Source organism: Methylobacterium sp. FW102-HT35C08 (assembly GCF_058790235.1).
This window is the reverse complement of the sequence record NZ_JBYTCL010000002.1, coordinates 3,578,788-3,601,801: the sequence shown is the minus strand read 5'-3', so window position 1 is coordinate 3,601,801 and position 23,014 is coordinate 3,578,788. Positions and strand designations below refer to the sequence as shown.

The following is a 23,014-nucleotide window of genomic DNA, read 5'->3' as shown; positions in this document are numbered from 1 at the left end:
TTGAGGTTCTGGATAACCTTAGCGTTACTCGCGTATCCGGTCCGTCCCATTCTCGGCACAGGTGCCGATCTTTTCCGGCCGGTTGGAGCGTCCCCTCAATGTGTGCTGGGCGGCCCCGCGCGTGGCCGGTAGCCGCCCGCCGCATCGGATACCGGCTCCACGGCGCGGGCCGGCATCGAGCACCGAACTGACCCTCAGCGCCGGACCACCGGCGGCAGATCGGTGCAGAGGCCGAGCCCCGCTTCCGCCGCGAGGCCGATCGTCTCGCCGAGGGTCGGGTGCGGATGGATCGTACGCCCGATATCTGTGGCGTCCGCCCCCATCTCGATCGCCAGGGCGACCTCGCCGATCATGTCGCCCGCGCTCGGTCCCACGATGGCGCCGCCGACGAGGCGCTTCGTCTCCCCATCGAACAGGAGCTTCGTCAGTCCGTAATCGGCGCCGTTGGCGATGGCCCGGCCGGAGGCGGCCCAGGGGAAACGCGCGACTTCCACGGACCGGCCGGCCGCCTTGGCCGCCGTCTCGGTGAGGCCGACCCAGGCAATTTCCGGGTCCGTATAGGCCACGGACGGGATGACCGCGGCGTCGAACCCGGCCTTGTGGCCGGCGGCCGCCTCAGCGGCGACGTGGCCCTGATGGACCGCCTTGTGGGCGAGCATCGGCTGGCCGACGCAGTCACCGATGGCCAGGATGTGCGGCACGTTCGTGCGCATCTGGGCGTCGACCGGCACGAAGCCGCCGTCCAGGGCCACGCCGGCCGCGTCGAGCCCCAAGGTCGCGCCGTTCGGGCGGCGTCCGGCCGCCTGGAGCACGAGGTCGTAGGTCTGGGCCTCTGCCTCGCCGGCGAGCGTGACGGCAATGCCGTCCGGTGTGGCGTTAGCGGCGGTGACCTCGGCCCCCGTGCAGATCCGGTCGAACCGATGGGCGTTGCGCTTCGTCCAGACCGTCACGAGATCGCGGTCGACGCCCTCCAGCAGGTTCGGCAGGCGCTCGACCACGTCGACGCGGGCGCCGAGGGCGCTGTAGACGGTCGCCATCTCCAGGCCGATGATGCCGCCGCCGATCACCAGCAGCCGGCGGGGCACGACCGGCAGGTCCAGCGCGCCCGTCGAATTGACCACGCGCGGGTCGTCCGGCAGCATCGGCAGCGCCACGGGCGACGAGCCTGCCGCCACGATGGCGGCGGCGAAGGTGACGTCGCGCGTGCCGCCGTCGTGCAGGGCCACCGAGACCGCGTTCGGTCCGGTAAAGCGCGCGCTGCCGCGCACCACCTCGACCTTCCGCTGCCGCGCCATCTGGGCGAGCCCGTCGGTAAGGCGGCGGACGGTGCCGGTCTTGAAGGTCCGGAGCTTCTCGAGGTCGACCGTCGGGGCGCCGAAGTGAATCCCGTGCGCGGCGAGCCGGACGGCCTCCTCGGTGACCGCTGCCACGTGCAGCAGCGCCTTGGAGGGGATGCAGCCGACGTTCAGGCAGACACCGCCCAGAGTCGCGTCGCGCTCCACCAGGATCACCCGCTGCCCGAGATCGGCAGCCCGGAAAGCGGCCGAATAGCCGCCGGGACCGCCGCCGATCACCAGGACATCACAGCCCGCGTCGGCGCTGGGGTTCTGCGGCGAGGCGGGACCTGGCGCCTCAGCCGCGCGCGTCGGTGCGACTGCGAGGCGCGCGACCAGGGTGCCGGCCGAGACCGTGTCGCCGAGGCCGACCAGCATCTCGATGAGGTGACCCTCCGCCGGGGAGGGGATGTCCAGCGTCGCCTTGTCGGATTCGACGATAAGGAGAGTCTGATCCTTGGCGACCGGATGCCCCGGAGCGACCGGGATCTCGATCACGGGGACGTCGGCGTAGTCACCGAGGTCGGGGACGCGGATGTCGAGCGTGTCGGGCATGGCGACGGTCACAGGAGGGCGCGGCGCAGGTCGGACAGGACCGACGCCACGTGGCCGAGGAAGCGGGCGGCGGCGACGCCGTCGACGACGCGGTGGTCCCAGGACAGGCTCAAGGGGAGGATCAGGCGCGGCTGGAAGGCCCGCCCGTCCCAGACCGCTTCGGTCCGCGAGCGCGCCGCCCCCAGGATCGCGACCTCGGGGGCGTTGATGATCGGGGTGAAGCCGTCGCCGCCGATGCCGCCGAGCGACGACACGGAAAAGCAGCCGCCCTGCATGTCGGAGCCCGCCAGTGTTCCGGCCCGGGCCTTCTCGGCCATCGCGGCCATCTCGGTGGCGATCTCGATCAGGCCCTTGCGATCGCAATCGCGCACCACCGGCACCATCAGGCCCTTCGGCGTGTCCACCGCGAAGCCGATATGGACGTAGTCTTTGAAGACGAGGTCGCTGCCCTCGAGCGACGTGTTGAAGCGCGGGTGGGCGCGCAAGGCCAGGGCTGCCGCCTTGATCAGGAAGGCCACCATGGTGACCCGGGCAGGCGGCGTCCGCGTCTCCTTGTTGAGGCCGACCCGGAATGCCTCGATCTCGGTGACGTCGGCCCGGTCGAAGTTGGTGACGTGGGGAATCGTCAGCCAGTTGCGGCTGAGATTGGCCCCCGACAGCGTCTGGATCCGCGACAGCGGCTCCCGCCGGACAGGGCCGTACTTGGCGAAGTCGACCTCCGGCCAGGGCGGAAGTCCGGCACCGATCCCCGATGCAGCGACGGGCGCCTGGGCCGGCGCGCCGAGGGCCGCCTTGACGTAGGCGTGCACGTCCTCGCGCAGGATCCGCCCCTTCGGCCCGGTGGCCGGCACGCCGTCGAGGCGCACGCCGAGCTCGCGCGCGAGCTGGCGGACGGACGGGCTGGCATGCACGTCGCCGCGGATCGCTTGGATCGGATCGGCCTGTGCCGGCTCCGGTGAGGCGCGACCGGCCGCCTCTCCCGTATGGGGGAGGGTTGGGGAGAAGGCTGCGCCCTCTCCGGATGGTACTTTGCCCTCACCCTGTCCGTCTCCCGCTCGGGAGAGGGAACCAGCGCCTTGCTCGGAACCCGTCGGCATCGTGGCCGCGGCAGGCGCTTCCACCGCAGGTGCGGCCCCACCGCCCTCGGCAGGCTCGACCGTCAGGATCGGAGTCCCTTTGGATACCTTCGACCCCACCGAGACCAGCAATTCGCGCACGATTCCGGCGACCGGGGAGGGGACCTCCATGGTCGCCTTATCGGATTCGATGCTGAGGATCAGGTCGTCCACGGCGAGGCGGTCGCCCGGCTTCACCAGAAGCTCGATGACCGGCACGTCCCGGTAGTCGCCAATGTCTGGGAGGGCGATCTGCAGCGCGGCGCTCATGCGGGCGGAGTTCCGTGATTGGGCCAGTGGATGGCGAAGCGGGTTCGCGTGGCGGAGGTCCTCTGCCGGACCCTTAGAATGCCGGCCCTGACGCGTCTTCGCCTCGGCAACCCGGACGTGACGGTCTGATAGCCAATCCCGTCATTCCGGGCTCTCGCCTGCGGCGAACCCCGGAATGACGATGTGTCGTGTTTGAGCGACGCCCGTGTCGGCACATGACCAAGGACTAGACCGTCCAGGGTGCGGGCGCGTCCGCATCGATCCCGTAGAGGCGGATCGCGTCCGCCACCGTGGTGCGCGGCACTGTGCCGGCCTCGGCCAGGGCGTGCAGGGCGGCGATGACCACGTGCTGCCGGTCGACCTCGAAGAACCGACGGAGCGCGTTGCGGGTGTCGCTGCGCCCGAACCCGTCGGTGCCGAGGGCGACGAAGCGCGCGCCGACATAGGAGGCGATCAGCTGCGGGTAGGCCCGGACGTAGTCGCTCGCCGCGACGATAGGCGCCGTGCCCGGCAGCAGCGCCGCCACGTGGCTGAGAGGCGCCTCGGCCTCCCTGTTGAGCATCGCCTGCCGCTCGGCCTCGCGGGCGTCGCGGGCCAGCTCGCTAAAGCTCGTCACGCTGAACACCTCGGCCGCGACGCCGAAATCCTGCGCGAGCATCGCCGCCGCCGCGATCACCTCCGGCAGGATCGCCCCGGAGCCCAGGAGCCGCACGGCCCCCACACCGGCCTCCGGCCCCGACAGGCGGTACATGCCCTTCAGGATGCCGGCCTCCGCCCCCTGCGGCATGGAGGGCTGGGCATAGTTCTCGTTCATCGCCGTGAGATAGTAGAAGGCGTCCTCGCCCTCCTCCATCATTGCCCGGGCGCCCCGGTCGACGATCACCGCCATCTCGTACGCGAAGGCCGGGTCGTAGGCCCGGCAGTTCGGGATCGCGGCCGCCTGCATGTGGCTCGACCCGTCCTGGTGCTGCAGGCCCTCGCCGCCGAGCGTCGTCCGGCCGGCCGTGGCGCCGATCAGGAAGCCGCGGGCCCGCTGGTCGGCCGCCGCCCAGATCAGGTCGCCGACCCGCTGGAAGCCGAACATCGAGTAGTAGATGTAGAACGGCAGCATCGACAGGCCGTGGACGCTGTAGGACGTGGCCGCCGCCGTCCAGGACGAGATCGCCCCGGCCTCGGTGATGCCTTCCTCCAGAAGCTGCCCGTCGCGGGCCTCGCGGTAGTAGAGCATCGAGCCGGCGTCTTCCGGCTCGTAGAGCTGCCCCTGCGGCGCGTAGATCCCGACCTGCCGGAACAGGTTGGCCATGCCGAAGGTCCGCGCCTCGTCGGCGACAATCGGCACGATGCGCGGCCCGAGATCCTTGTGCTTCAGGAGATTGCCGAACAGGCGCACCACCGCCGTCGTGGTCGACATCTCCTTGCCGCCGGCCTCGAGCGCGAAGCCCGCGTAGGTCGAGAGCGCCGGAACCGCGACGGTCGGCGCGGTGCGGCGGCGGGCCGGCAGGACGCCGCCGAGCATCTCGCGGCGCTCGCACAGGTAGCGCATCTCGGCGCCGTCCTCGGCCGGCTTGTAGAAGGCCAAGCCCTCCACCTGGGCATCCGTCAGCGGAAGGGCGAACCGGTCGCGGAAGGCGCGCAGCGCATCGACGTCGAGCTTCTTGGCCTGGTGGGCGGTCATGCGTGATTCACCCGCGCCGCCCATGCCGTAGCCCTTCTTGGTCTTGGCCAAGATCACCGTGGGCCGGCCCTTGGTCGCCTTGGCGGCCGCGAAGGCCGCGTAGAGCTTGCGGAAGTCATGGCCGCCGCGCTTCAGCCGGTCGACATCGGCGTCCGACATGTGGGCGACGAGCTCGCGCACCTCCGGGTCCTCGCCGAAGAAGTGCGCGAGGTTGTAGGCGCCGTCCTTGGCGCCCAGCGTCTGGTACTTGCCGTCGACCGTCTCGGCGAAGCGCCGCAGTAGGGCGTGGTTGGTGTCGCGGGCGAAGATCCCGTCCCACTCCGAGCCCCACAAAACCTTGATAACGTTCCAGCCGGCGCCACGGAACAGGCTCTCCAGCTCCTGGATGATCTGGCCGTTGCCGCGCACCGGGCCGTCCAGCCGCTGCAGGTTGCAGTTGATGACGAAGGTCAGGTTGTCGAGATTCTCGCGCGCCGCAAGCGCGAGGCCGCCGATCGACTCGGGCTCGTCCATCTCGCCGTCGCCGAACACGCCCCAGACATGCCGCCCGGTGGTGTCGGCGAGGCCGCGGTCGCCGAGATAGCGCATGAACCGCGCCTGGTAGACCGCGTGGATCGGCCCGATGCCCATGGAGCCGGTGGGGACCTGCCAGAAATCCGGCATCAGCCACGGATGCGGGTAGGAGCACAGGCCGTCACCGGCGATCTCCTGGCGGTAGTGCTTCAGCTGCTCCTCGGAGAGCCGGCCCTCGAGGAAGGCCCGGGCGTAGACGCCGGGCGCCGAATGCGGCTGGAAATAGACGAGGTCACCGTCGGCGCCTCCCTTGAAGAAGTGGTTGAACCCGACCTCGAACAGTTCCGCCGCCGAGGCGTAGCTCGCCACGTGGCCGCCGAGCTCGCCGTAGGCCATGTTGGCGCGCACCACCATGGCGAGCGCGTTCCAGCGCATGATCGACGTCAGGCGCTCCTCGATGTCGAGGTCGCCCGGGTAGCGCGGCTGCTTCTCCAGCGCGATCGTGTTCCGGTAGGGCGAGTAGGGCAGGGCCTCGTCGAGGATGCCGATTTCCTTCGAGCGCCGCTCCAGGCGGTCGAGGATGAAGCGGGCTCGGGCCGCGCCGTCTGTGCGGAAGACTGATTCCAGCGCGGCGAGCCAGTCCTGGGTCTCGGCCGGGTCGTGATCGACCTCGGCGGACCGCGCGATGGTGGCTTTCGGCGGTATGGCGTTCATCGGCGCGGCCTCCCTGGCTGACCCGATCATACGAGCTTCGCCGCGGGCGGACATGCCGAATATTTGCTCTGCCGACGTCATATCAGGATTGTTCGTTCCGAAATTAGAGGCTAAGTGGCAAATCATGCCACTTGGCGGGGGCTGACGCCCGCCCGCGGGCTTCAGACGGCGGACATTGCTGGCCACTGCGACCGGAGACCGATCTCATGCCCACGCGACCGGCTCCCCTCGACGCCGCGAGCCTGCGCATCCTCGAATGCCTGCAGCAGGACAGCGAGATCAGCATCGCGGACCTCGCCGAGCGCGTGGGCCTGTCGACCTCGCCGTGCTGGCGCCGCGTCAACGATCTGAAAGAGGCGGGGGTGATCCGCGGCTGCGTGGCGGTGGTCGACCCGCTGAGCTTGGGACTCGCCGTCAATGTGTTCGTCCACGTGTCGCTGGAGAAGCAGACCCAGGCGGCGCTCCAGGCCTTCGACGAGGCGGTGCGCAACCGCCCGGAGGTCGTGGAGTGCTATCTGATGAGCGGCGAGGCCGACTACATGCTGCGGGTGGTGGTGGAGGATCTGAGCCAGTACCAGAAGCTCGTCCTCGATCACCTCACGCGCATCCCCGGCGTGGCCAACATCCGCTCCAGCTTTGCCCTAGGACAGGTGAAGTACACGACGGCGCTGCCGCTGGGGCATCTGACCCGCTGAGCCGGGGCCATACAGCAATGGGTCCGGCTGGGAGCATGAACGGCCAAGACGGTGTCCGCCAGAAACTCTCGGGTGGTGTCCTCTCCGTCGTCCCGAGCAACGCGAAGTGCCCAGGGCCGCGCGATATCAGTCAACGCGCCGACTGGATTGCGTCGCTCCGCTCACTAGGACGGTGCTGTGGGAACCTGCTTTACGGCGCAGAAGGCCAGGATGGCCGCGTCGTGCTGGGAGAGATGGTGGAGCCTAACGGGATCGAACCGATGACCTCTTCCATGCCATGGAAGCGCTCTCCCAGCTGAGCTAAGGCCCCAATTGTTTTAACGGCGGTTCGCATCCCGGACAGGGACACGACACGCGAGAGTGGGATGGTGGAGCCTAACGGGATCGAACCGATGACCTCTTCCATGCCATGGAAGCGCTCTCCCAGCTGAGCTAAGGCCCCACTTTAACATCCACCGCGGTTTGGGTCCCGCGGGGTCTCGCCGTTCGACTTGCGTCCGGCGAGGCCGGTTCTATAGGCGGCTCGCACCGCGGACTCAACCCCTTTTTTCACGCTCGTGAGGGGGGTGCCAAAGGTGAGGCGGAGACCGCCTCAGCTCTCCTCGTCGTTCTCGATATCGCCGTCGATCAGGTCGGAGACATCGTCGTCGCCGGTGTCCTCCTCCTCGAGGAAGGTGTCGTCCTCGGTCGAGTCCCCGTCATCGGCCGTCTCGTCATCGGGCGTCGGATCCGCCTCGTCCTCGGCGGCCTCGACCTCATCGAGCGAGACCAGCTCCGGACCCTTGTCGTCCGTCTCGTCCTCGTCATCGTTGGTGTTCGAGGCGCGCGACAGCGCCGGGGGCGCCGCGCGGCTCGAGGTGGCGACCGCCTGATAGACCGCGCCGCATTTCGGGCAGACGGCGGGATCGCGGGCGAGGTCGTAGAACTTCGCGCCGCAGCTCATGCACTGGCGCTTCAAGCCAAGTTCCGGTCGGGCCACGGGGGGACACCTCGTCGTCTACTACTGTCTCGGGGGAGGGGCCCCGTTAGTCGCGGGCGCGATCCCTGTCAATCGAACCTGATCGCGCCGTTCCCAACAGGGTCGACCTCAAGGGGCACGCAGGATGACGCCGGGCAGTGCGCGTGTTAACCGCGCGGCGATTTCACGGTCCGATTGCAGCACCGCGGCCCTGCCGCGCGACGCGCCGGATCCTGGCCCACCTCGAGAGCCCGAACGGACCTCCCGTGTCGCACGATTCGCCTCCCCAGCCCCTCACCGCCGCGCCGGGTGCACCCCTGACAGGGCGTCTGCGGCCGCCGGGCGACAAATCGATCTCCCACCGGGCGATGATCCTCGGTCTCCTGAGTGAGGGCGAGACCCGGGTCGAGGGGCTTCTGGAGGGCGACGACGTCCTGCGCACGGCCGCCGCCGCGAAGGCGCTCGGCGCCGGAATCGAGCGCCTCGGCGAGGGGCGCTGGCGGGTGCGGGGCGTCGGGATCGGCGGCCTGAGCGACCCGACCGCGGTGCTGGATTTCGGCAATGCCGGCACCGGCTCGCGCCTGATGATGGGCGTGGTCGGCGGCCAGCCGGTCACCGCGACCTTCGACGGTGACGCCTCGCTGCGCTCGCGGCCGATGCGCCGCATCCTGGACCCGCTCGCCCGCATGGGCACCCAGATCCTCGACGAGGCGCCGGGCGGACGCGTGCCGCTGACGCTGCGCGGACCCAGGGAGGCGATCCCCATCACCTACGAGACCCCGGCGGCGTCCGCGCAGATCAAGTCCGCGGTGCTGCTCGCCGGCCTCAACGCGCCCGGCGTCACCACGGTGATCGAGTCGGCCGCGACCCGCGACCACACTGAGCGGATGCTGCGTCTGTTCGGCGCCGAAATCCGCGTCACGCCGCACGGCCCGGGCGGCCATGGCCGCACGGTCGCGCTCACCGGCCAGCCGACCCTGCGCGGCACCGACGTGAGAGTTCCGGCCGATCCGTCCTCGGCGGCGTTCCCGCTGGTCGCGGCGCTGATCGTCCCCGGCTCCGACGTGGTGATCGAGGGCGTGATGATGAACCCGCTGCGCATCGGCCTCATCACCACGCTGATGGAGATGGGCGCCCAGATCGAGCGCGTGGCCGAGCGCGAGGAGGGTGGCGAGACCGTGGCCGATCTCCGCGTCCGCGCGAGCCGGCTCAAGGGCGTCGACGTCCCGGCCGAGCGCGCGCCCGCGATGATCGACGAGTACCCGGTGCTGGCGGTGGCGGCGGCCTTCGCCGAAGGTCGCACGCGGATGAACGGCCTGCACGAGCTGCGGGTCAAGGAGTCGGACCGCCTCGCCGCCGTGGCGGCCGGGCTGGCGGCCAACGGTGTCCGCCATGCCGTCGAGGGCGACGACCTCGTGGTCGAGGGCGACGGCACCGCGGCCCCGGGGGGCGGTACGGTGGCGACCCATCTCGATCACCGCATCGCCATGGCCTTCCTGGTCATGGGCTTAGCCACGCGGAACCCGGTGACGGTCGATGACGGCGCGATGATCGCCACCAGCTTTCCGAGCTTCCTGCCTACCATGCAGGCCCTCGGCGGCCGGATCGGAGCGTGAACCGGATGGCGCTCATCATCGCGATCGACGGTCCGGCCGCCTCCGGCAAGGGCACGCTGGCGAAGCGGCTGGCCGACCATTACGGCCTGCCGCATCTCGACACCGGTTTGCTCTACCGCGCCGTCGCGCTGGCGCTGATCGATGCCGGCCTGTCCCTCGACGACCATGCGGCCGCGGCCCGGGCCGCCCAGGCGCTCGACGCCGGGATGCTCGACGACCCACGTCTGCGCGACCGGGCGATGGGCGAGGCGGCGTCGCGCGTCTCGGCCGTGCCGGAGGTCCGCGCCGGCCTGCTCGCCTGGCAGCGCCGCTTCGCCGCGGATCCTCAGGGCGCGGTCCTGGACGGGCGCGACATCGGCACGGTGGTTTGCCCGGACGCGGCCGTGAAGCTGTTCATCACCGCCTCCTCAGAGGAGCGGGCTCGCCGCCGGCACCGTGAGCTCGCCGGCCGCGGCGAGAGCGCGACCTTCGCGGCAATCCTGGCCGATATCGAGGCCCGCGACGCCCGCGACGCCTCCCGGAGCGCAGCTCCCCTGCGTATGGCCGATGACGCGGTCCGCCTCGACACCACGGAACTCGACGCCGACGCGGCCTTCGACGAGGCTCGCGGGATCGTGGAGCGTGCGCGCGGCGACGCGTCCTGAGCGTTGTTTACGGCCCTCGTGTTGACCCTCCGGTCCCGCTCACCTATTGCGAACGCGCCGTCCCTGACGGGTCGCCACAGGCGGGCCCAGGACGCGAGCGCGTAGCTCAGCTGGTAGAGCAACGGACTTTTAATCTGTAGGTCCTGGGTTCGAGTCCCAGCGCGCTCACCAAATTACCTAATATCGCCAGTATATTAGCTCGGATGGCATCTGTGGCCATTCAGGGTGTGTGTCCAAGTTTAGCGGGGCTGTGTCCAAACCCATGGCCAAAGAGATCCCCAGCGTCGGCGACTTGCGCCGAAAGTCGGAGGTTACGGACGACGAGATCGCGGCTGCCACGGACGCCTACTTGGAGGACGAGAACGCCAAGCCGTTCGCCTTCAAGTCGGGGCACACCATCGACGTGGCTAAGGCGATCGAGATGCACCCGCAGGCCAAGAAGCTGCTCGCCGACAAGGCCACCTCGCCCGGCTTACGCCGCACGATGGTGATGACCGCCGTGGTTATGGGCTTCTCGGTCCAGGAATGAGCGACCTTCGCGGACCGATCCTCGAAGCCGTTGAGGCGCTGAAGGCCAGCCGCCACGAGGTCGAGACCTGGGGCGGCGGCTTGTTCTGGCTGGTCGACGGGAGGAGCATGACGGACGGCGAGCTCCTGGCGCTGGCCATCCGGCTCGGGCTCATGAGCCCGACGACGACCAAGCTGCAGTAGGCCGGGAGCGATGCGCGATGCCCGATCCCGCGAACAGCAGCCTTGAGCCCGAGCGCTTCGACATGCGCCAGGACGATGAGGGCTGGACGGTCTACAACGTGCGCACGGACGAGCCTGCCCGGGTCAAAGGCGTGTCGCAGACCGGTCTCGACATCGCGGACGCCGACGACCTTGTAGACCTGCTGAATCGGTTGGCGCATCGGACAGGCGGGCGGTTCTCGCTCTGAGGGCCCGAGAATGAACGACGATCCCGAAGCCCCGCACGAGCGCGCCGCGATCCAGCACATGATGCGGCGCTTGCATGGATTCGCGGGCGGCCTCGGTCTGGACGAGAGAGTCACGCGGCGCATCGCCGAGGGGGTAGCCGCTGATATGCCCATTCGGACCGACGAAGAACGAGTCTTGGAGGCTCAGACTCGGCTGGCTGCGGCCTTGATGGCGTCGCGCATGAGCGACGCCGCCGACCCTGTTCTGGAGGCCGTCGAAGCGCTTCGAGCGGCTGGTATCACTGTCGAGCCCGTTGGGGAGGAGATGGACCGGTGGCGTATAGGCGACCTGCTGTTCAGCGATGCGGAACTGGTGAGGATCGCCATGAGCCGGGGGCTGATGGAGGATAAGGATGCCTGACGATGCGTCCAACCCCTTCGGCCTGACCCTCCCGCTGCGGATCGTGCAACTGGAGGAAGCCGTGAAGGTGATGGATTCGGGTGACGTGGTGGCGGCCTACATCTACGTGGCGGCCGGGCGGGAACGGTAGACCCAAACGAGGCGGGTGTCACCGGCCGAGGGCGTCGAGGCAGCGAAGGTGATCGCGCGGGCTCTGACCGAGGCCATCGAGCGCGGCTCTCCATCGTGACCGACGAGCAGAAGGGCTACCTGCAGGCGCTGTCCGACCTGCGCTCCTGGCACCGCTGGCAGATCGGGCAGAGCCTCGGCGACGTCCGGACCATGCAGGCCCACGAGGATGCCATCGCCCACCTCGACCTCCTGATCGCTACGAAGAAGCAGCACGCGGCCGAGGATGAGGCGGAACGGCGGGCGTGGCCGACGTCATTGAGCGCCCGCTAGTGATCGAAATCCGACGCTTGGTACCCACCGGCAGGGTCCGCTACGGGTGGGAAGCGGACCCTAACCCCTCTTCCTGAAGCGGACGTTCCGCCTCCGACCCAACCCGGTCGTTCGGAGCGCCGTTGGCGCTTCTTCAAAGCAGCCGTTCGTCAGCCCTCCAGCAACTTCGGCTCGGGGTCGAAAGCAGATGCCTCAGATGATGGCCGAGACCGCGGCGCTGGAACCGGGTGTAGTGGTCGCGTTGGGGCACCTCCTGGCAGATGACGGCCTGGCGACCCCTGTAGCGCTGAACTGATGCCAGCAGCCGCAGCATGACGACCAGCGGTAGGCCGGGCCGGCTTGCAGGCGGTCCCGGCCGAGAACCCGCAGATCATGTTGTGCGGGTGCGCCCACGGATGTTAGCGCGCCGGCGCAGTGGTGCTCCCACCAGCACCCACGCCAGGGCGCGCGGTGCCGGTGCCCGGTACCGCGGCGGCGCCAGCTGCCGGTGAGCGAATGCTTGTGCCAGTTGTCTCTTCGGTCGCCTTCTGGCCTTCACTCTCCACGCTGCCCGGGTTGTTCATGTTCCCGGTCGCGCTGCCGCCGCCGGCCGGTTGCTGAGCATAGGCCGTGCCGGTCAGAGCAACAGCGAGAGTGGTCGCGAGACCGTAAACCTTCATGCGCATAGGCGTTTCCTCAGTTAATCCCTGATTGGGCTCGTAAAATAACTCCGGCATTCACATATTCGTTCATTGGAGATTTCTTGATGGCGACTGCAAACATTGAAACTGCACCGTGGATTATCACAGCCGTAATCCGGCCGCCGGATCCGAATGCGCCTCCGATGAAGCGGCCACCTTCATCCCGCACGATCGCCAGATTGCACGAGAAAACAGAGGCCGAGGCGCGCAACGCTGCCGCTGCCTCGGCGTTGGCCCGGCAGCTACAGCCCGGGTTGCGAGCGCCGGCGGACCGTCTGTTTGCCGTGGATGCGGGTGCGCTGCTGTTACGCGGGCCCATGGGCGGCATCGGCAGCACGGAGCGAATGGTGCGCACATTGGAGCCGTTGGCTGCCGGTGGCAGGCACCTGCCGGCGGTGCTGGTGGGTGCGGGTGGCTGGCACGATGAAGAAGCTTTGCGCGAGGCCCTGGCCGGTCTGGGGCCAAAGCTGGCCGTGCTGGGGCTGCGGATCTGCCGCCGCAAGGCCGGCCTGCGGATGGCGAAGAGCAAGCCCGGTAGGGCGGCTTCATGAGCCGCCCCCCGATTAGAGCTGTCAGGCAGCCTTTTGGTTGATCTTGCTCTCGGCCATGGCGGTGAGCTTCTGGTCTGTGGCCTTCTCCTCGTCCAACGTCTGCTGCAGCACGCTGGCGCAATCGTCCCGGCCGAGCCGCTTCGCCCAGGCGATCAGGGTGCCGTAACGGGTGATCTCGTAGTGCTCGACCGCCTGTGCGGAAGCCAGCAGTGCGGCGTCCAGCACCTCCTTGTCGCCAATCTCGCCGGCTGTCTCGTTCGCCTCCTTAATGATGCCGTCGATGGCCGGACAATCAACCGCCTTCGGTTTGTGGCCGTGCATCCCGAACACCCGCTCCAGACGTTTGATCTGCTCTTCGGTCTCATGCAGATGCGCCTCAAAGCCTTGCTTGAGCTGAGAATCAGTAGCCTTGCTGATCATCTTCGGCAGGGCCTTCGTGATCTGCTGCTCGGCGTAGTAAATGTCTTGCAGCTGGTGTACGAATAAGTCGTCAAGGGTTTTGATATCTGAAGTAAATAATCCCATGGCTTCCTCCTAAAGATTGGTCGGTTAGTATTTCGCGGCGACAGTCGACAATCCTGCTCGCTCACGTTGGAAACGAATTGGGGACAAGCGATGTTCCTGTCCGGCTAAACCGCTGCGGGGCACAGGCGGCCAAATTGCCCATTGGAAAAAGAGCGGCGGCGACGGCGGGATTGGACCTGCTCGTTAAGGCAAGCCCGCTGCTCAACTGAATGAACCAACCGCTGGCAGATCACGGTCTGCTGTCGGGCGGCGCTTGGTAATCTGCACACGCGGCAGCCGCGCCATCGCCCCGGCATACCCGGGTGCAGCAGCTGCAGGCACGAGTGCAACGCGCGCGGCAGCGCGGTCTTTGATGGTGGACTTGGGGTACTCCGTACAGCACAGCCCAAAGCCATTGTGCGCTGCGACGCATATAGGGTGCGCCGCAATAAGCCGCTGCTGCACGCGACGATGTGCCGACACTGTTACTGCCAGCGACGAGGCAGCTGAACCTTCCGCACGGCGAGCTGTTCCCCCTCCGAGCCCACGGGCTCCGTTCTCCAGAACGTTTTCCGGGAGCCGGTCAATGTACCGGGTGGCTCATCCACCTGCCGCATTGGCCGGCTTTCTCGCGCTGGGAGAGCTGCGGGCATGAGAAAGCCCGCCTCAGCAGGGCTGGGCGGGCTTTCCAAGTCAGAGGCAGCAATAACAAAGATCAGCAGTCGTCGCCGCTCTTGCCCGTCGTCGGTGAAGCCGACGCGGCGTTGTTCATCGCTCCGACCGTTCCAGGCGAGGCTGGCTGCTGGCCGCCAGCGAGGTTCTTGGCCGCCGGATCGGTATCGTTCGACTTGGCGGGCGTGTTCGATGCCTGCTGGCCCGCGCTCTGGTTTGCGCCCACGTTGTTCATAGCGCCGACGGTACCGGGCGAAGCAGGCTGCTGCCCACCGGCCAAGTTTTGGCTCGACTTATCGACATCGGAGCTCTTCGGATTCGATGCCTGCTGGTCCGGCGACTTGGCCTTCGTTGCGCCGGTGTTGCACGGAGCTGCAACAGCCGAGCCTGCAGTGAAAGCAAAAAGCGCGATTGCGCCGGCTAAGCGTGAAACCTTCATCAGACGTTCCTCCAGGGTTTTTGCCGTATGTTAATTGCAGATCCACCTTAGGGTTCCAGCGCGGAGCCCTCAGATCTCGGATGTGCTGCTAGCGATTTTGCCAACCGTGAATCTAACCGTCCGATCTCGCGGTTAGGGCAGCCCACTGCCCCCCGACAGCCTTCTCCGATTCCGCTGGCCGCAGCGACTGCAGATTTCCGACCTTACCCTTAGGAGCCTGGGCCGGCCGCTCGCCGTCCATGCGAGCGCAGCGGCCGGGCTAGGCGCGTGCAGCGCGCACCGCAGGCCTGGTGGTGCGATTCTGTGGTGCAGTGGGCCTATACTCAGCCTGTGAGTGGCTTGAGGATGACGTCCGAAACTCCCTGGTAGCCGTGGGACCCGCAGTTCTGCCCCCACCCTCTTCGAAACCAGCGGGGTTCGCGCGGAGCAGCCGCAGACGCAGCCAGGCGGCCCACTCACGGGCGGCCACCCGTCAGCACGCCTGGCGCACCTGCCGGCAGCGGCACGGGCAATGGCGCCACTGGGAGCGGCGCGGCCCCAAGCGGCAAGTAAGCCGACTGCCCCGCGGACAAATACGCGGGGCAGTCGGCACGTGCTCGCAATCGAGCCCACGGCCATAGCGCCACAGGGCCGGACCTCTCATACCAACAGCCCGTTGCACCTACGCGCTCGCATCATCGAGCGAGCGAGGTTCATCGGTGGCAGAACAACTCTCCGGGCAAGACGGTCGCCAAGGCAAGCGCGGCAGGCCGGCGCTCTACGTCCTGATCGTCAGCGTGGGTTTGATGCTGGCAGCGCTGGCCGGGCTCATGATGTGGCAGGGTGCGAGTTCGCCGCCGGACTATGCGAGCCAGAGCCAAGGCGCTTCACGCAAGCAGATCACGGGAACTGAGAGCGGTCAGGGCAGCGCGACGTCGTCGTCCAACAGCACCGCTGTTCCGGGTGGCAACCCGTCTTATCCGCAGCCTGCGGCACGCAGCGCTAATCCGTAGGGCGCGCAATGGCTGACCGCACATCCGATCCGACACGCCTGTTGATCGTCTACTACTCGCGCAGTGGCAGCGTCGAAAAGCTTGCGACCGCCGCGGCCGAGGCTGCGCGAGAGGCCGGCGCCGATGTGCGCGTGCGCAGAGCGCGAGAGGTCGTCGATGCGGCAGCCATGGCCAAGGTCGATGGCTGGACCGAGAGTGCGGCTCGGCAGAACGCTCTGTACGAGGCGCCCACGCACGACGATGCTGAACAGGCGGACGCCATCCTGTTCGGCGCGCCGAGCTACTTCGGGGCGATGGCGACCGAGGTGAAGAACTTCCTCGACCAACTCGGCCCACAGTGGAAGCGGGGTGCTCTGGCCGGCAAAGTCGGGGGAGCCTTCGCGGCGGCATCCTGGCCGCACGGTGGCTCTGAGGTCGTCACGCTGTCGTTGTACGCTCCGATGTCTCATCTGGGCATGGTAATCCTGCCGACCGGCTACACCGACGAGGCGATGCTGGAGGCGGGCTCACCCTACGGTGCATCCACGATCGTCGGTAAGGAGAACCAGCCGCCACGGTCGGAGGACCTCGATGCCGCCCGACATCAAGGGCGGCGGATGGTGGCGATCGCCGGTGCGCTGATCGCGGCCGGAGAGATGCCGTGTCGCCGGCCGGATGCTACCTAGGCCAAGCCATCTTTGGCTGCCCTGTCCGGATCGTCAGGCTTGCGCTTAGCGTCCTCGACGAGATCCTCGCTCTCGGGCTCGCTACCGGTCGTTGGATCCGGAGTGTTGACACCCGGGATCGGAACAGTGGGCGGCTGGACGCTTTCGCCCGCAGGCTTGTCATGCTCGGACATGATGCTGATCGCTCTCCTATCGTCCTCGCAGGAAGAAGAACCAGATCAGGATCAAGACGGGGATCGGCACGCCTAAAAGCCACAGCAGGCTACCAGTCAGCATGGTGTTACCGCCTTGTACCGGTGGTGATGGCGTTCATTGCGCCAGAGTACGACAGCGACACGCCGGGCCTCGTAGCTTCGCCGCAGCGAAGTACCGAGGCCACCCTGCCCTTCCGGCGCGTACCCATAGGTCAGCACCCCATCCGGCCCGTAGATCCGGTGCACCTCCTCACGCCAAAGCCGATCCGCTGATGCGAGGGCGGCTTCCGTAAGAGCTAAACGGGTGGGGTCGGACAGGGTCATAGGAAACTCCGCACACATGTCAATCAACGCGGCGACCGAGGCGGAGGTCCACAGAGGTGACAGCATTCCTTGCGAGCGGCCTCCATCTGCCGGTCGAGGTAGGCTGCCAGATCCACCAAGGCGACGCTCTTGGCGCACTTCGGCCCGACATCCATCCGAACCAGCGGCAGCGCCAGCTCGCCGGCTGACACCTTCCGCACGAGGTTCGCAGGGGTCAGAGGTGCCGGAAGTAGTCATGGCACACGTCCTCGACCGGGATGACGGCCTTGGCGCCGTACTGCGCCATGAGGATGAAGGCGGTGTTCATGGCGTTCTCCGCGAGGGTTACCCGGATCGCCGTCGCCGCCGGCCCGGTGGGCAACTGGACCGAGAGCCGGTTCGGCGGCTTCTCGACCGCCGGGCTCGACGGCCAATTCGGGGTCGGGCTGCTGCTCGGGGCGGTGTGGTCTCCCTGCGTCGGCCCGACCCTCGGGGCGGCCTCGCTGCTGGCCTCGCAGGGGCGCGACCTCGTCACCGTCGCTCTGACGATGCTCCTGTTCGGCCTAGGTGCGGCTCTGCCGCTTCTCGTTTTCGGGACGCTGTTCCGCGAGATGCTGATGCGCTGGCGCGACCGGATGATGGGGCTCGGCAAGAGGCTGAAGGTCGCCCTGGGCGCCATCCTCGTGGCCACCGGCCTGATGATCGCCACGGAGTACGACAAGGCCGCTGAGACCGTCCTAGTCAACGCCTCGCAAGACTGGTTGACGAACCTGACTACCCGTCTCTGACGGGCTAGGTCGTCGGGAAGATGTCCGCTCGGATGCCCGTGTCGCGCAGAAGCAGATCGGCGGAAATCCACCCAACCCGGTCGCAGGCGACAGTCAGCCGAGTTGCCTGGAAGCGGACATTCCGAGGGTCTGAGAAGGGTCGAGACCCGTCTGAGCTCCCCACAACGGGGTTGAAGGGTTTTGCGCCGGTCCACTTACGAGCGGGATTTGGCAGAAGCGGACACTGCCGTCCCGCCCGCTCACGACCCTTCTCCGGACCCTCATGTGGTCCGCTTCCCGGATACGCGGCGTGCCTGGCCGCTTCAGCACCCATAGGGCCGCGCAATCGCCTCGCAGAAGTCGAGGAAGGCTTCGACCTTCGCTGGCGACAGCCGTCGCGACGGCCGCACCGCGTGGAGCGGGAAGGTCTCACCCGGCCAGTCTGGGAATAGCTCCACTAACGCGCCCGTCTTGAGCAGTCCTTCGACTCCGAGCGCGAGGACCTGCGCGACCCCCGCGCCCGAAACACAGGCAGCGATCATCGTATCGACGTCGGCGAAGGTCAGCGACCCCTTGGTCGCGACCGGCAGCGTCTCCCCGTCGCGCAGGAACTCCCAGGCAAATGGACGTCGCCGCTGGGGGTCCAGGAATTGGATGCAGTCGTGTCCGGCGAGCGCGGCCGGGGCCGATGGCCGCCCGTGCCGTTCGAGGTAGGCCGGCGCCGCCACGGTGAGGACGCGCGTGCGCAGGAGCAATCGTGAGGATAGGCTGGACGGCGGTTGCGGTCCGAAGCGGATAGCCACGTCTATACCCTCGGCGACGAGATCGCCCGCGTCGGGCTGCTGGACGACGATGGTCGTCAGGTCGGGGAAGCGCGCGACGAACTCGGGCAGCCGCGGTGCCAGCACATGGCGCGAGAAGATCGGATTGACGCTCGCCCGCAGCAAGCCGCGGACACTGCCGGCCGTTCCCGATGCAAGGTTCGCCGCGGCCTCGATCCCCTCCAAGTGCGGGGCGGCGAGCTCGTAGAGCCGCGCGCCCTCGCTTGTGAGGCTCAGCGAGCGCGTCGTCCGGTCGAGCAACCGCACCCCGATCCGCCGCTCCAGCCGCGCGACGGCCCGGCTCACGCCGGACGCCGAGAGGCCCAGCACATCCGCAGCGCGGATGAAGCTGCCACGCTCGACCACAGCCGCCAGCACGCTCATGCCGGCAAGGAGCCGTCCGTCCGAGGCCATGACGTGAATTCCGTGATTTTCAGCACGAATGAAGTGCGCGACACGCCACTAACGCACAGATGGCGTTCGGGCCACCTTGGCATCGCGGCGGCCGAGCACCGGTCGCCGAACAGGTGAGGTCAAGCATGTTCGTCGTCACGGGGAGCACCGGGAAGGTCGGTGGGGTCGTCACCGGGACGCTGTTGGATGCCGGGTTGCCGGTGCGGGCGGTCGTGCGCGACGCGGACAAGGGCGCGGCCTGGAAGGCACGCGGCTGCGCGGTCGCAGTCGTGCCCGACGCCACGGACGCCCAGGCGCTCGCAATCGCCTTCGCGGGCGCGGCGGGTGTCTTCCTGATGAACCCGCCGAACTACGATCCGGCGCCGGATCTCACGGACAGCCGCTGCGCCGCCGCGGCGGCCGCGCGGGCGGTCGCCGAGGCAGGGCCAGGCCGGGTCGTGCTACTCTCGACGGTCGGCGCCCAGGCCACAGCGTTCAACCTGCTGAACTGGGCGGGGTTCTTCGAGACGGCGCTCGCCGACACGGGCCTCCCCGTCGCGCTGCTGCGGGCGGCGTGGTTCATGGAGAACGCCGCCTGGGACCTACCTGCGGCGCGCGAGGGCCGCATCGCGAGCTACCTTCAGCCCCTCGACCGCGCCATCGAGATGGTGAGCACGTACGACGTCGGACGGACGGCCGCCGATCTCCTGCGCGAGGACTGGACCGGGACCCGCATCGTCGAGCTGTCGGGGCCCCGCAAGTACAGCCCGAACGACGAGGCTGCGGGCTTCGCCGCCGCGCTCGGGCGACCTGTCGAGGCGCTCGCGGTCGAGCGCGAGGGCTGGGAGGCACGTTTCCGCGCCGAGGGCATGCGGCATCCGGAAGCGCGCATCGCCATGCTCGACGGCTTCAACGAGGGCTGGATCGACTTCGCGCATGAGGGTGCCGAGCATCGCACCGGCACGGTCGCCTTCGAGACGGTGCTGCGCCACATCGTCGAGCGCGGTTGAACCTTTCGGTCTGACGCTCATGGCTTCGAGAACGACCTTCCAGACCCGGCGCGCGCTGATCGCGTCAGGCGCCGCCCCGTCCGCACCAGGGCCGATGGAACGGCCCGACGTCATCCGGAGAACACCGATGTCGTGCGTCCTCATCACCGGTTCGTCCGAGGGGCTCGGGCTCATGGCCGGCCGGCTCCTGGCCGAACAGGGGCACGAGGTCGTGCTCCACGCCCGCAACGCGGCACGCGCAGAGGACGCGCGCCGCGGATTGCCCGAGGCGAAAGCGGTCGTCGAAGGCGACGTTGCGACGCTCGCCGGCATGCGCGCGGTCGCGGACGGGGCTAACCGACTCGGCCACTTCGACGCCGTCATCCACAACGTCGGCATCGGCTATCGCGAGCCGAAGCGGATCGAGACGGCGGACGGTCTTCCGCACGTCTTCGCGATCAACGTGCTGGCGCCCTACGTGCTAACCGCGCTGATCGAGCGGCCGCGGCGCCTCGTCCACCTCTCCTCCGGCATGCACCACGGCGTGCGCCCGGCTCTGGACGACCTGACCTGGACCAAGCGGCCCTGGGCCGGCGCACAGGCCTACGCCGAGAGCAAGCTCTACGACACGGTGCTGGCCTTCGCGGTCACGCGGCGCTGGCCGGGCGTGCTGTCGAACGCGCTCGAACCGGGCTGGGTGCCGACGCGCGTGGGCGGTCCGGGCGCGCCCGACGACATGGACCAAGCTCACCGCACGCAGGCGTGGCTCGCGGCGAGTGACGACGCGGCGGCGCGGGTCACCGGCGGCTACTTCTACTACCTTCGCCAGCGCGAGCCGGACCCGGCCTCGCGCGACCGGACTGTGCAAGAGGCACTGCTCGCCGCCTGCGAGGAGCTCTCAGGCATCACCCTGCCGGCGTGAGTGGCGGCTTGAACCGGCCGACCCAGTCTCGGCTTCGAGGCTCGTAACGCGTAGAGCCGAAGGTCCGGTCCCAGGCGTCAAGGCAACTTCCGTTCACCACCCCGAGCCGAAGTTGCCGGACGGCCTACGAATGACTGCTTATGGGACGTGCCCACGGCGACCCGGGCGACTGGGTTGGGTCGAGAGCGGCATGGCCGCTCGAGGTTGATTTCCGCCGCCTGCAGCCCTCGATCGCGATTACCAAAGTTTGCTGAAAGCAGATACAAACATTAGTGAGGATGGTCTTACTCGATTATCTCGTTCGCCTGCGTTAGTAGGGCGGCAGGGATGGTCAGTCCGAGTGCATCGGCTGTCCTCATGTTCACTACGAGTTCAAGTCGCGCGGGTTCTTCTATAGGTATATCGGCTGGGCGTTGGCCCTTAAGGATCTTGTCGACGAAGGCTGCGGCCCGTCGAAACTGCGCCGGGAAGTTCGGGCCGTAGGACATCAGACATCCGTCTTGGACCATAATTCCGTTCGCCACCATCGTGGCGACGCGGTTGGAGAGACCGAGCTTGGCGACTTGCTGGCGCTCGTTGAAGAACAGGGGATCTTGCATGAGCATCACAGCCGGTATCCCACGCCGCCGAACGCTGGAGAATGCGCCATCAAGTTCTTCCGGTGCGTTGATTTGATCGACCTCAACATCGATGTTTAGCTTGGCTGCGGCAGACCGAGTCTGCGCTTCGACCGAGCGGCTGGTCGGCACGTCCTTAGCGTTCACAAACAAGCTGATGCGTGACAGACCCGGTACCGCGACTTTCAATTGGTCAAGACGCTTTGAACTGAGATCAATGGCGACAGTCGATAGCCCTGTGAGATTTCCGCCGGGGCGTGAAAGACTTTGCGCGAATTTGCGGCCGACCGGATCGGGCACGACCAGAAAGACAATCGGGGTGGTAGAGGTAACACTCTGGGCAGCCGCTGCCGCAGGTCCGGTCACCGCTATGATGACATCGACCGTTCGATCCAACAACAATCTCGCGTTGGCAGTGAACCGCTCGTATCTTTCTGCTGCATAAGTTTCGATTAGCTGGAAATCGCGGTTCTCGACGTAACCCAAATCCGAAAAGCCCTTCCTCAGTGGCGCGGCGTAGATCGCTTCGTCTTCAGGGGTCGCCGCGTGCCAGAGAACGCCAATCTTTCGAACGGTCCGCGTCTGAGACGACGCGTTTGTCGCAACTAGCGGCGCCATGCTGAGCAATGTCAGGATGGCCCAGCGCCTGCTCCCGTCGCGACTGTTCTCCCGCTCTTGGGACATGCACGTTCGATGCATCCGATCACCTCATCGGCACGGGGCAAAGGCAAGAAGTTATGCCAAGGTACGATGCAGTTTTGATGTTCGTGGGCATCCTCAATCTCGTCAAGTCGCCCACTGATGTGGGAATGCAGATTAAGCTCGTTGTTGCCTCACTTCCGACGAAGCGATTACCCCATGCCAACGACTCAAATGAGTTGAGGCCATAATGTTCAGTTTTGGCCGTGGCGTGGAAGCGTGCTTTCCGCTCTGAGATGAAGATGCCGGATTAACTTGACCGGCTGGCTTTGGACCGGGCTGATTGAGAGGATCGGCCAGGACCGGAGGACTCGGACATGGGGCGAGGTCAGAAGACGAGTGCGGAGCAGGTCGTGCTTAAGTTGCGCCAGATTGAGGTGCAGACGGCCCAGGGCAAGAGCTTGGCCCTGGCGTGCAAGGAGGCGGAGATCTCCGAGCATAGCTACTACCGCTGGCGCAAGGAGTACGACGGGCTCCAAGTCGATCAGGCGCGGAAGATGAAGGAGCTCGAGCGCGAGAACGCTCGGTTGCAGCGGCTCGTGTTGGACCTGTCTTTGGAAAAGTAGGTGCTGGCGGACGTCGCCTCGGGAAAACTTATAGCCCCCGAACGACGCCGGCAGGCGGTGGCTGGCATCCGGGAGAAGTAGGGCCTCTCGGAACGTCACGCCTGCCGGATCCTCGGCCAGCATCGGGGCACGCAGCGCTCTGTGCCGACCGTGCTGGCCGACGAGGATGGGCTGACCCACGCCATCGTCGCTCTGGCGTCCGAGTACACCGCCGACGACCACCGACGCCTGGCCCGGAAAGCCGACCGGGTCATTCGGAAGGGCGGATTCTTCCTATCGGACCTGGCGGATGCGGTCAGGCCGTTCGTCATGCCCGAGCCCGAAGTGGTCGAGAGCCGAGGGTCGGATCACAGGGGTGTCCAAGTCCGGAAA

General features: G+C 67.6%; 22 protein-coding genes, 3 tRNA genes and 3 pseudogenes. 17 read left to right on the top strand and 11 right to left on the bottom strand.

All coding sequences use genetic code 11. The annotated features are described in order from the left end of the window. Window positions 1–194: 194 nt before the first annotated feature. The 3 genes from lpdA to mdeB form a co-directional block, all read right to left on the bottom strand. The gene (lpdA, locus tag AC3WSN_RS17225; RefSeq protein ID WP_492539563.1) at window positions 195–1,889 is read right to left on the bottom strand and encodes a dihydrolipoyl dehydrogenase; all 1,695 of its coding nucleotides are present in this window, start codon (window positions 1,887–1,889) and stop codon (window positions 195–197) included. 8 nt (window positions 1,890–1,897) lie between these two features. After that, a complete protein-coding gene (locus AC3WSN_RS17220) occupies window positions 1,898–3,274 on the bottom strand; it encodes a 2-oxo acid dehydrogenase subunit E2 (RefSeq protein WP_492539561.1) in 1,377 nt (458 codons plus the stop codon). Window positions 3,275–3,500: 226 nt separating this feature from the next. Further along, complete coding sequence (gene mdeB, locus AC3WSN_RS17215) at window positions 3,501–6,176, bottom strand: alpha-ketoglutarate dehydrogenase (RefSeq protein WP_492539559.1); 2,676 nt, start codon at window positions 6,174–6,176, stop codon at window positions 3,501–3,503. 206 nt (window positions 6,177–6,382) lie between these two features. Between mdeB and AC3WSN_RS17210 the strand changes: the two genes are divergently transcribed. Continuing rightward, window positions 6,383–6,871, top strand: a complete 489-nt coding sequence (locus AC3WSN_RS17210) for an Lrp/AsnC family transcriptional regulator (protein WP_492539557.1) — start codon at window positions 6,383–6,385, stop codon at window positions 6,869–6,871. 234 nt (window positions 6,872–7,105) lie between these two features. On the opposite strand, the gene AC3WSN_RS17205 is transcribed toward AC3WSN_RS17210, so the two are convergent. From AC3WSN_RS17205 to AC3WSN_RS17195, 3 genes are all read right to left on the bottom strand, one after another. Next, window positions 7,106–7,181 (bottom strand) — tRNA-Ala (locus AC3WSN_RS17205). A 56-nt stretch (window positions 7,182–7,237) separates the two neighbouring features. Further along, window positions 7,238–7,313 (bottom strand) — tRNA-Ala (locus tag AC3WSN_RS17200). Between the two features lie 150 nt (window positions 7,314–7,463). Continuing rightward, window positions 7,464–7,850: a TIGR02300 family protein gene (locus AC3WSN_RS17195; RefSeq protein ID WP_192708088.1), complete on the bottom strand. Its 387-nt coding sequence runs from the start codon at window positions 7,848–7,850 to the stop codon at window positions 7,464–7,466. Window positions 7,851–8,095: 245 nt separating this feature from the next. Here AC3WSN_RS17195 and aroA point away from each other — a divergent pair, with 245 nt between their 5' ends. The 10 genes from aroA (at window position 8,096) to AC3WSN_RS17145 (ending at window position 13,099) form a co-directional block, all read left to right on the top strand. Continuing rightward, the gene (gene aroA, locus AC3WSN_RS17190; RefSeq protein ID WP_492539555.1) at window positions 8,096–9,445 is read left to right on the top strand and encodes a 3-phosphoshikimate 1-carboxyvinyltransferase; all 1,350 of its coding nucleotides are present in this window, start codon (window positions 8,096–8,098) and stop codon (window positions 9,443–9,445) included. A 5-nt stretch (window positions 9,446–9,450) separates the two neighbouring features. Continuing rightward, window positions 9,451–10,089 (top strand): (d)CMP kinase, encoded by a 639-nt coding sequence (gene cmk / locus AC3WSN_RS17185; RefSeq protein WP_492539553.1) that lies wholly within the window; start codon window positions 9,451–9,453, stop codon window positions 10,087–10,089. 95 nt (window positions 10,090–10,184) lie between these two features. Next, a tRNA-Lys gene (locus AC3WSN_RS17180) sits at window positions 10,185–10,260 on the top strand. A 91-nt stretch (window positions 10,261–10,351) separates the two neighbouring features. Further along, on the top strand, window positions 10,352–10,618 hold the full coding sequence (locus AC3WSN_RS17175; RefSeq protein WP_492539551.1) for a hypothetical protein: 267 nt from the start codon (window positions 10,352–10,354) through the stop codon (window positions 10,616–10,618). Continuing rightward, window positions 10,615–10,800: a hypothetical protein gene (locus tag AC3WSN_RS17170; protein WP_492539549.1), complete on the top strand. Its 186-nt coding sequence runs from the start codon at window positions 10,615–10,617 to the stop codon at window positions 10,798–10,800. The genes AC3WSN_RS17175 and AC3WSN_RS17170 overlap by 4 nt, the downstream gene beginning before the upstream one ends. A 17-nt stretch (window positions 10,801–10,817) precedes the next feature. Continuing rightward, the gene (locus tag AC3WSN_RS17165; protein WP_492543346.1) at window positions 10,818–11,027 is read left to right on the top strand and encodes a hypothetical protein; all 210 of its coding nucleotides are present in this window, start codon (window positions 10,818–10,820) and stop codon (window positions 11,025–11,027) included. A gap of 10 nt (window positions 11,028–11,037) precedes the next feature. After that, window positions 11,038–11,427 (top strand): hypothetical protein, encoded by a 390-nt coding sequence (locus AC3WSN_RS17160; protein ID WP_373622772.1) that lies wholly within the window; start codon window positions 11,038–11,040, stop codon window positions 11,425–11,427. Beyond that, the gene (locus AC3WSN_RS17155; RefSeq protein WP_492539547.1) at window positions 11,420–11,557 is read left to right on the top strand and encodes a hypothetical protein; all 138 of its coding nucleotides are present in this window, start codon (window positions 11,420–11,422) and stop codon (window positions 11,555–11,557) included. The genes AC3WSN_RS17160 and AC3WSN_RS17155 overlap by 8 nt, the downstream gene beginning before the upstream one ends. 95 nt (window positions 11,558–11,652) lie before the next feature. After that, window positions 11,653–11,868, top strand: coding sequence for a hypothetical protein (locus AC3WSN_RS17150; protein ID WP_492539545.1), 216 nt, complete (start codon window positions 11,653–11,655; stop codon window positions 11,866–11,868). Between the two features lie 745 nt (window positions 11,869–12,613). After that, window positions 12,614–13,099, top strand: coding sequence for a hypothetical protein (locus tag AC3WSN_RS17145; RefSeq protein WP_492539543.1), 486 nt, complete (start codon window positions 12,614–12,616; stop codon window positions 13,097–13,099). A gap of 21 nt (window positions 13,100–13,120) precedes the next feature. Here AC3WSN_RS17145 and AC3WSN_RS17140 read toward each other — a convergent pair whose 3' ends face one another. Both AC3WSN_RS17140 and AC3WSN_RS17135 read right to left on the bottom strand, forming a co-directional pair. After that, window positions 13,121–13,624, bottom strand: coding sequence for a YciE/YciF ferroxidase family protein (locus AC3WSN_RS17140; RefSeq protein WP_492539541.1), 504 nt, complete (start codon window positions 13,622–13,624; stop codon window positions 13,121–13,123). A 694-nt stretch (window positions 13,625–14,318) separates the two neighbouring features. After that, complete coding sequence (locus AC3WSN_RS17135) at window positions 14,319–14,714, bottom strand: exopolysaccharide production protein YjbE (protein ID WP_492539539.1); 396 nt, start codon at window positions 14,712–14,714, stop codon at window positions 14,319–14,321. Window positions 14,715–15,412: 698 nt separating this feature from the next. Between AC3WSN_RS17135 and AC3WSN_RS17130 the strand changes: the two genes are divergently transcribed. Next, on the top strand, window positions 15,413–15,706 hold the full coding sequence (locus AC3WSN_RS17130; protein WP_492539537.1) for a hypothetical protein: 294 nt from the start codon (window positions 15,413–15,415) through the stop codon (window positions 15,704–15,706). 41 nt (window positions 15,707–15,747) lie between these two features. After that, complete coding sequence (wrbA, locus tag AC3WSN_RS17125) at window positions 15,748–16,371, top strand: NAD(P)H:quinone oxidoreductase (RefSeq protein WP_492539536.1); 624 nt, start codon at window positions 15,748–15,750, stop codon at window positions 16,369–16,371. A gap of 541 nt (window positions 16,372–16,912) precedes the next feature. Here wrbA and AC3WSN_RS17120 read toward each other — a convergent pair. Beyond that, window positions 16,913–17,196, bottom strand: a pseudogene (locus AC3WSN_RS17120) (pyocin activator PrtN family protein). Between the two features lie 22 nt (window positions 17,197–17,218). Between AC3WSN_RS17120 and AC3WSN_RS17115 the strand changes: the two are divergent. Further along, window positions 17,219–17,656, top strand: a pseudogene (locus AC3WSN_RS17115) (cytochrome c biogenesis CcdA family protein); the annotation flags it as partial. A 302-nt stretch (window positions 17,657–17,958) separates the two neighbouring features. Here AC3WSN_RS17115 and AC3WSN_RS17110 read toward each other — a convergent pair. Continuing rightward, on the bottom strand, window positions 17,959–18,870 hold the full coding sequence (locus AC3WSN_RS17110) for a LysR family transcriptional regulator (RefSeq protein ID WP_492539534.1): 912 nt from the start codon (window positions 18,868–18,870) through the stop codon (window positions 17,959–17,961). Between the two features lie 125 nt (window positions 18,871–18,995). On the opposite strand from AC3WSN_RS17110, the gene AC3WSN_RS17105 reads away from it, so the two are divergent. Both AC3WSN_RS17105 and AC3WSN_RS17100 read left to right on the top strand, forming a co-directional pair. Next, on the top strand, window positions 18,996–19,859 hold the full coding sequence (locus AC3WSN_RS17105) for an NAD(P)H-binding protein (RefSeq protein ID WP_492539532.1): 864 nt from the start codon (window positions 18,996–18,998) through the stop codon (window positions 19,857–19,859). A 127-nt stretch (window positions 19,860–19,986) separates the two neighbouring features. Next, a complete protein-coding gene (locus tag AC3WSN_RS17100) occupies window positions 19,987–20,760 on the top strand; it encodes an SDR family NAD(P)-dependent oxidoreductase (protein WP_492539530.1) in 774 nt (257 codons plus the stop codon). A gap of 284 nt (window positions 20,761–21,044) precedes the next feature. Here AC3WSN_RS17100 and AC3WSN_RS17095 read toward each other — a convergent pair whose 3' ends face one another. Then, a complete protein-coding gene (locus tag AC3WSN_RS17095; RefSeq protein ID WP_492539528.1) occupies window positions 21,045–22,061 on the bottom strand; it encodes an ABC transporter substrate-binding protein in 1,017 nt (338 codons plus the stop codon). Window positions 22,062–22,393: 332 nt separating this feature from the next. Here AC3WSN_RS17095 and AC3WSN_RS17090 point away from each other — a divergent pair. Further along, window positions 22,394–22,873: pseudogene (locus AC3WSN_RS17090) on the top strand (transposase); the annotation flags it as partial. Window positions 22,874–23,014 lie beyond the last annotated feature (141 nt).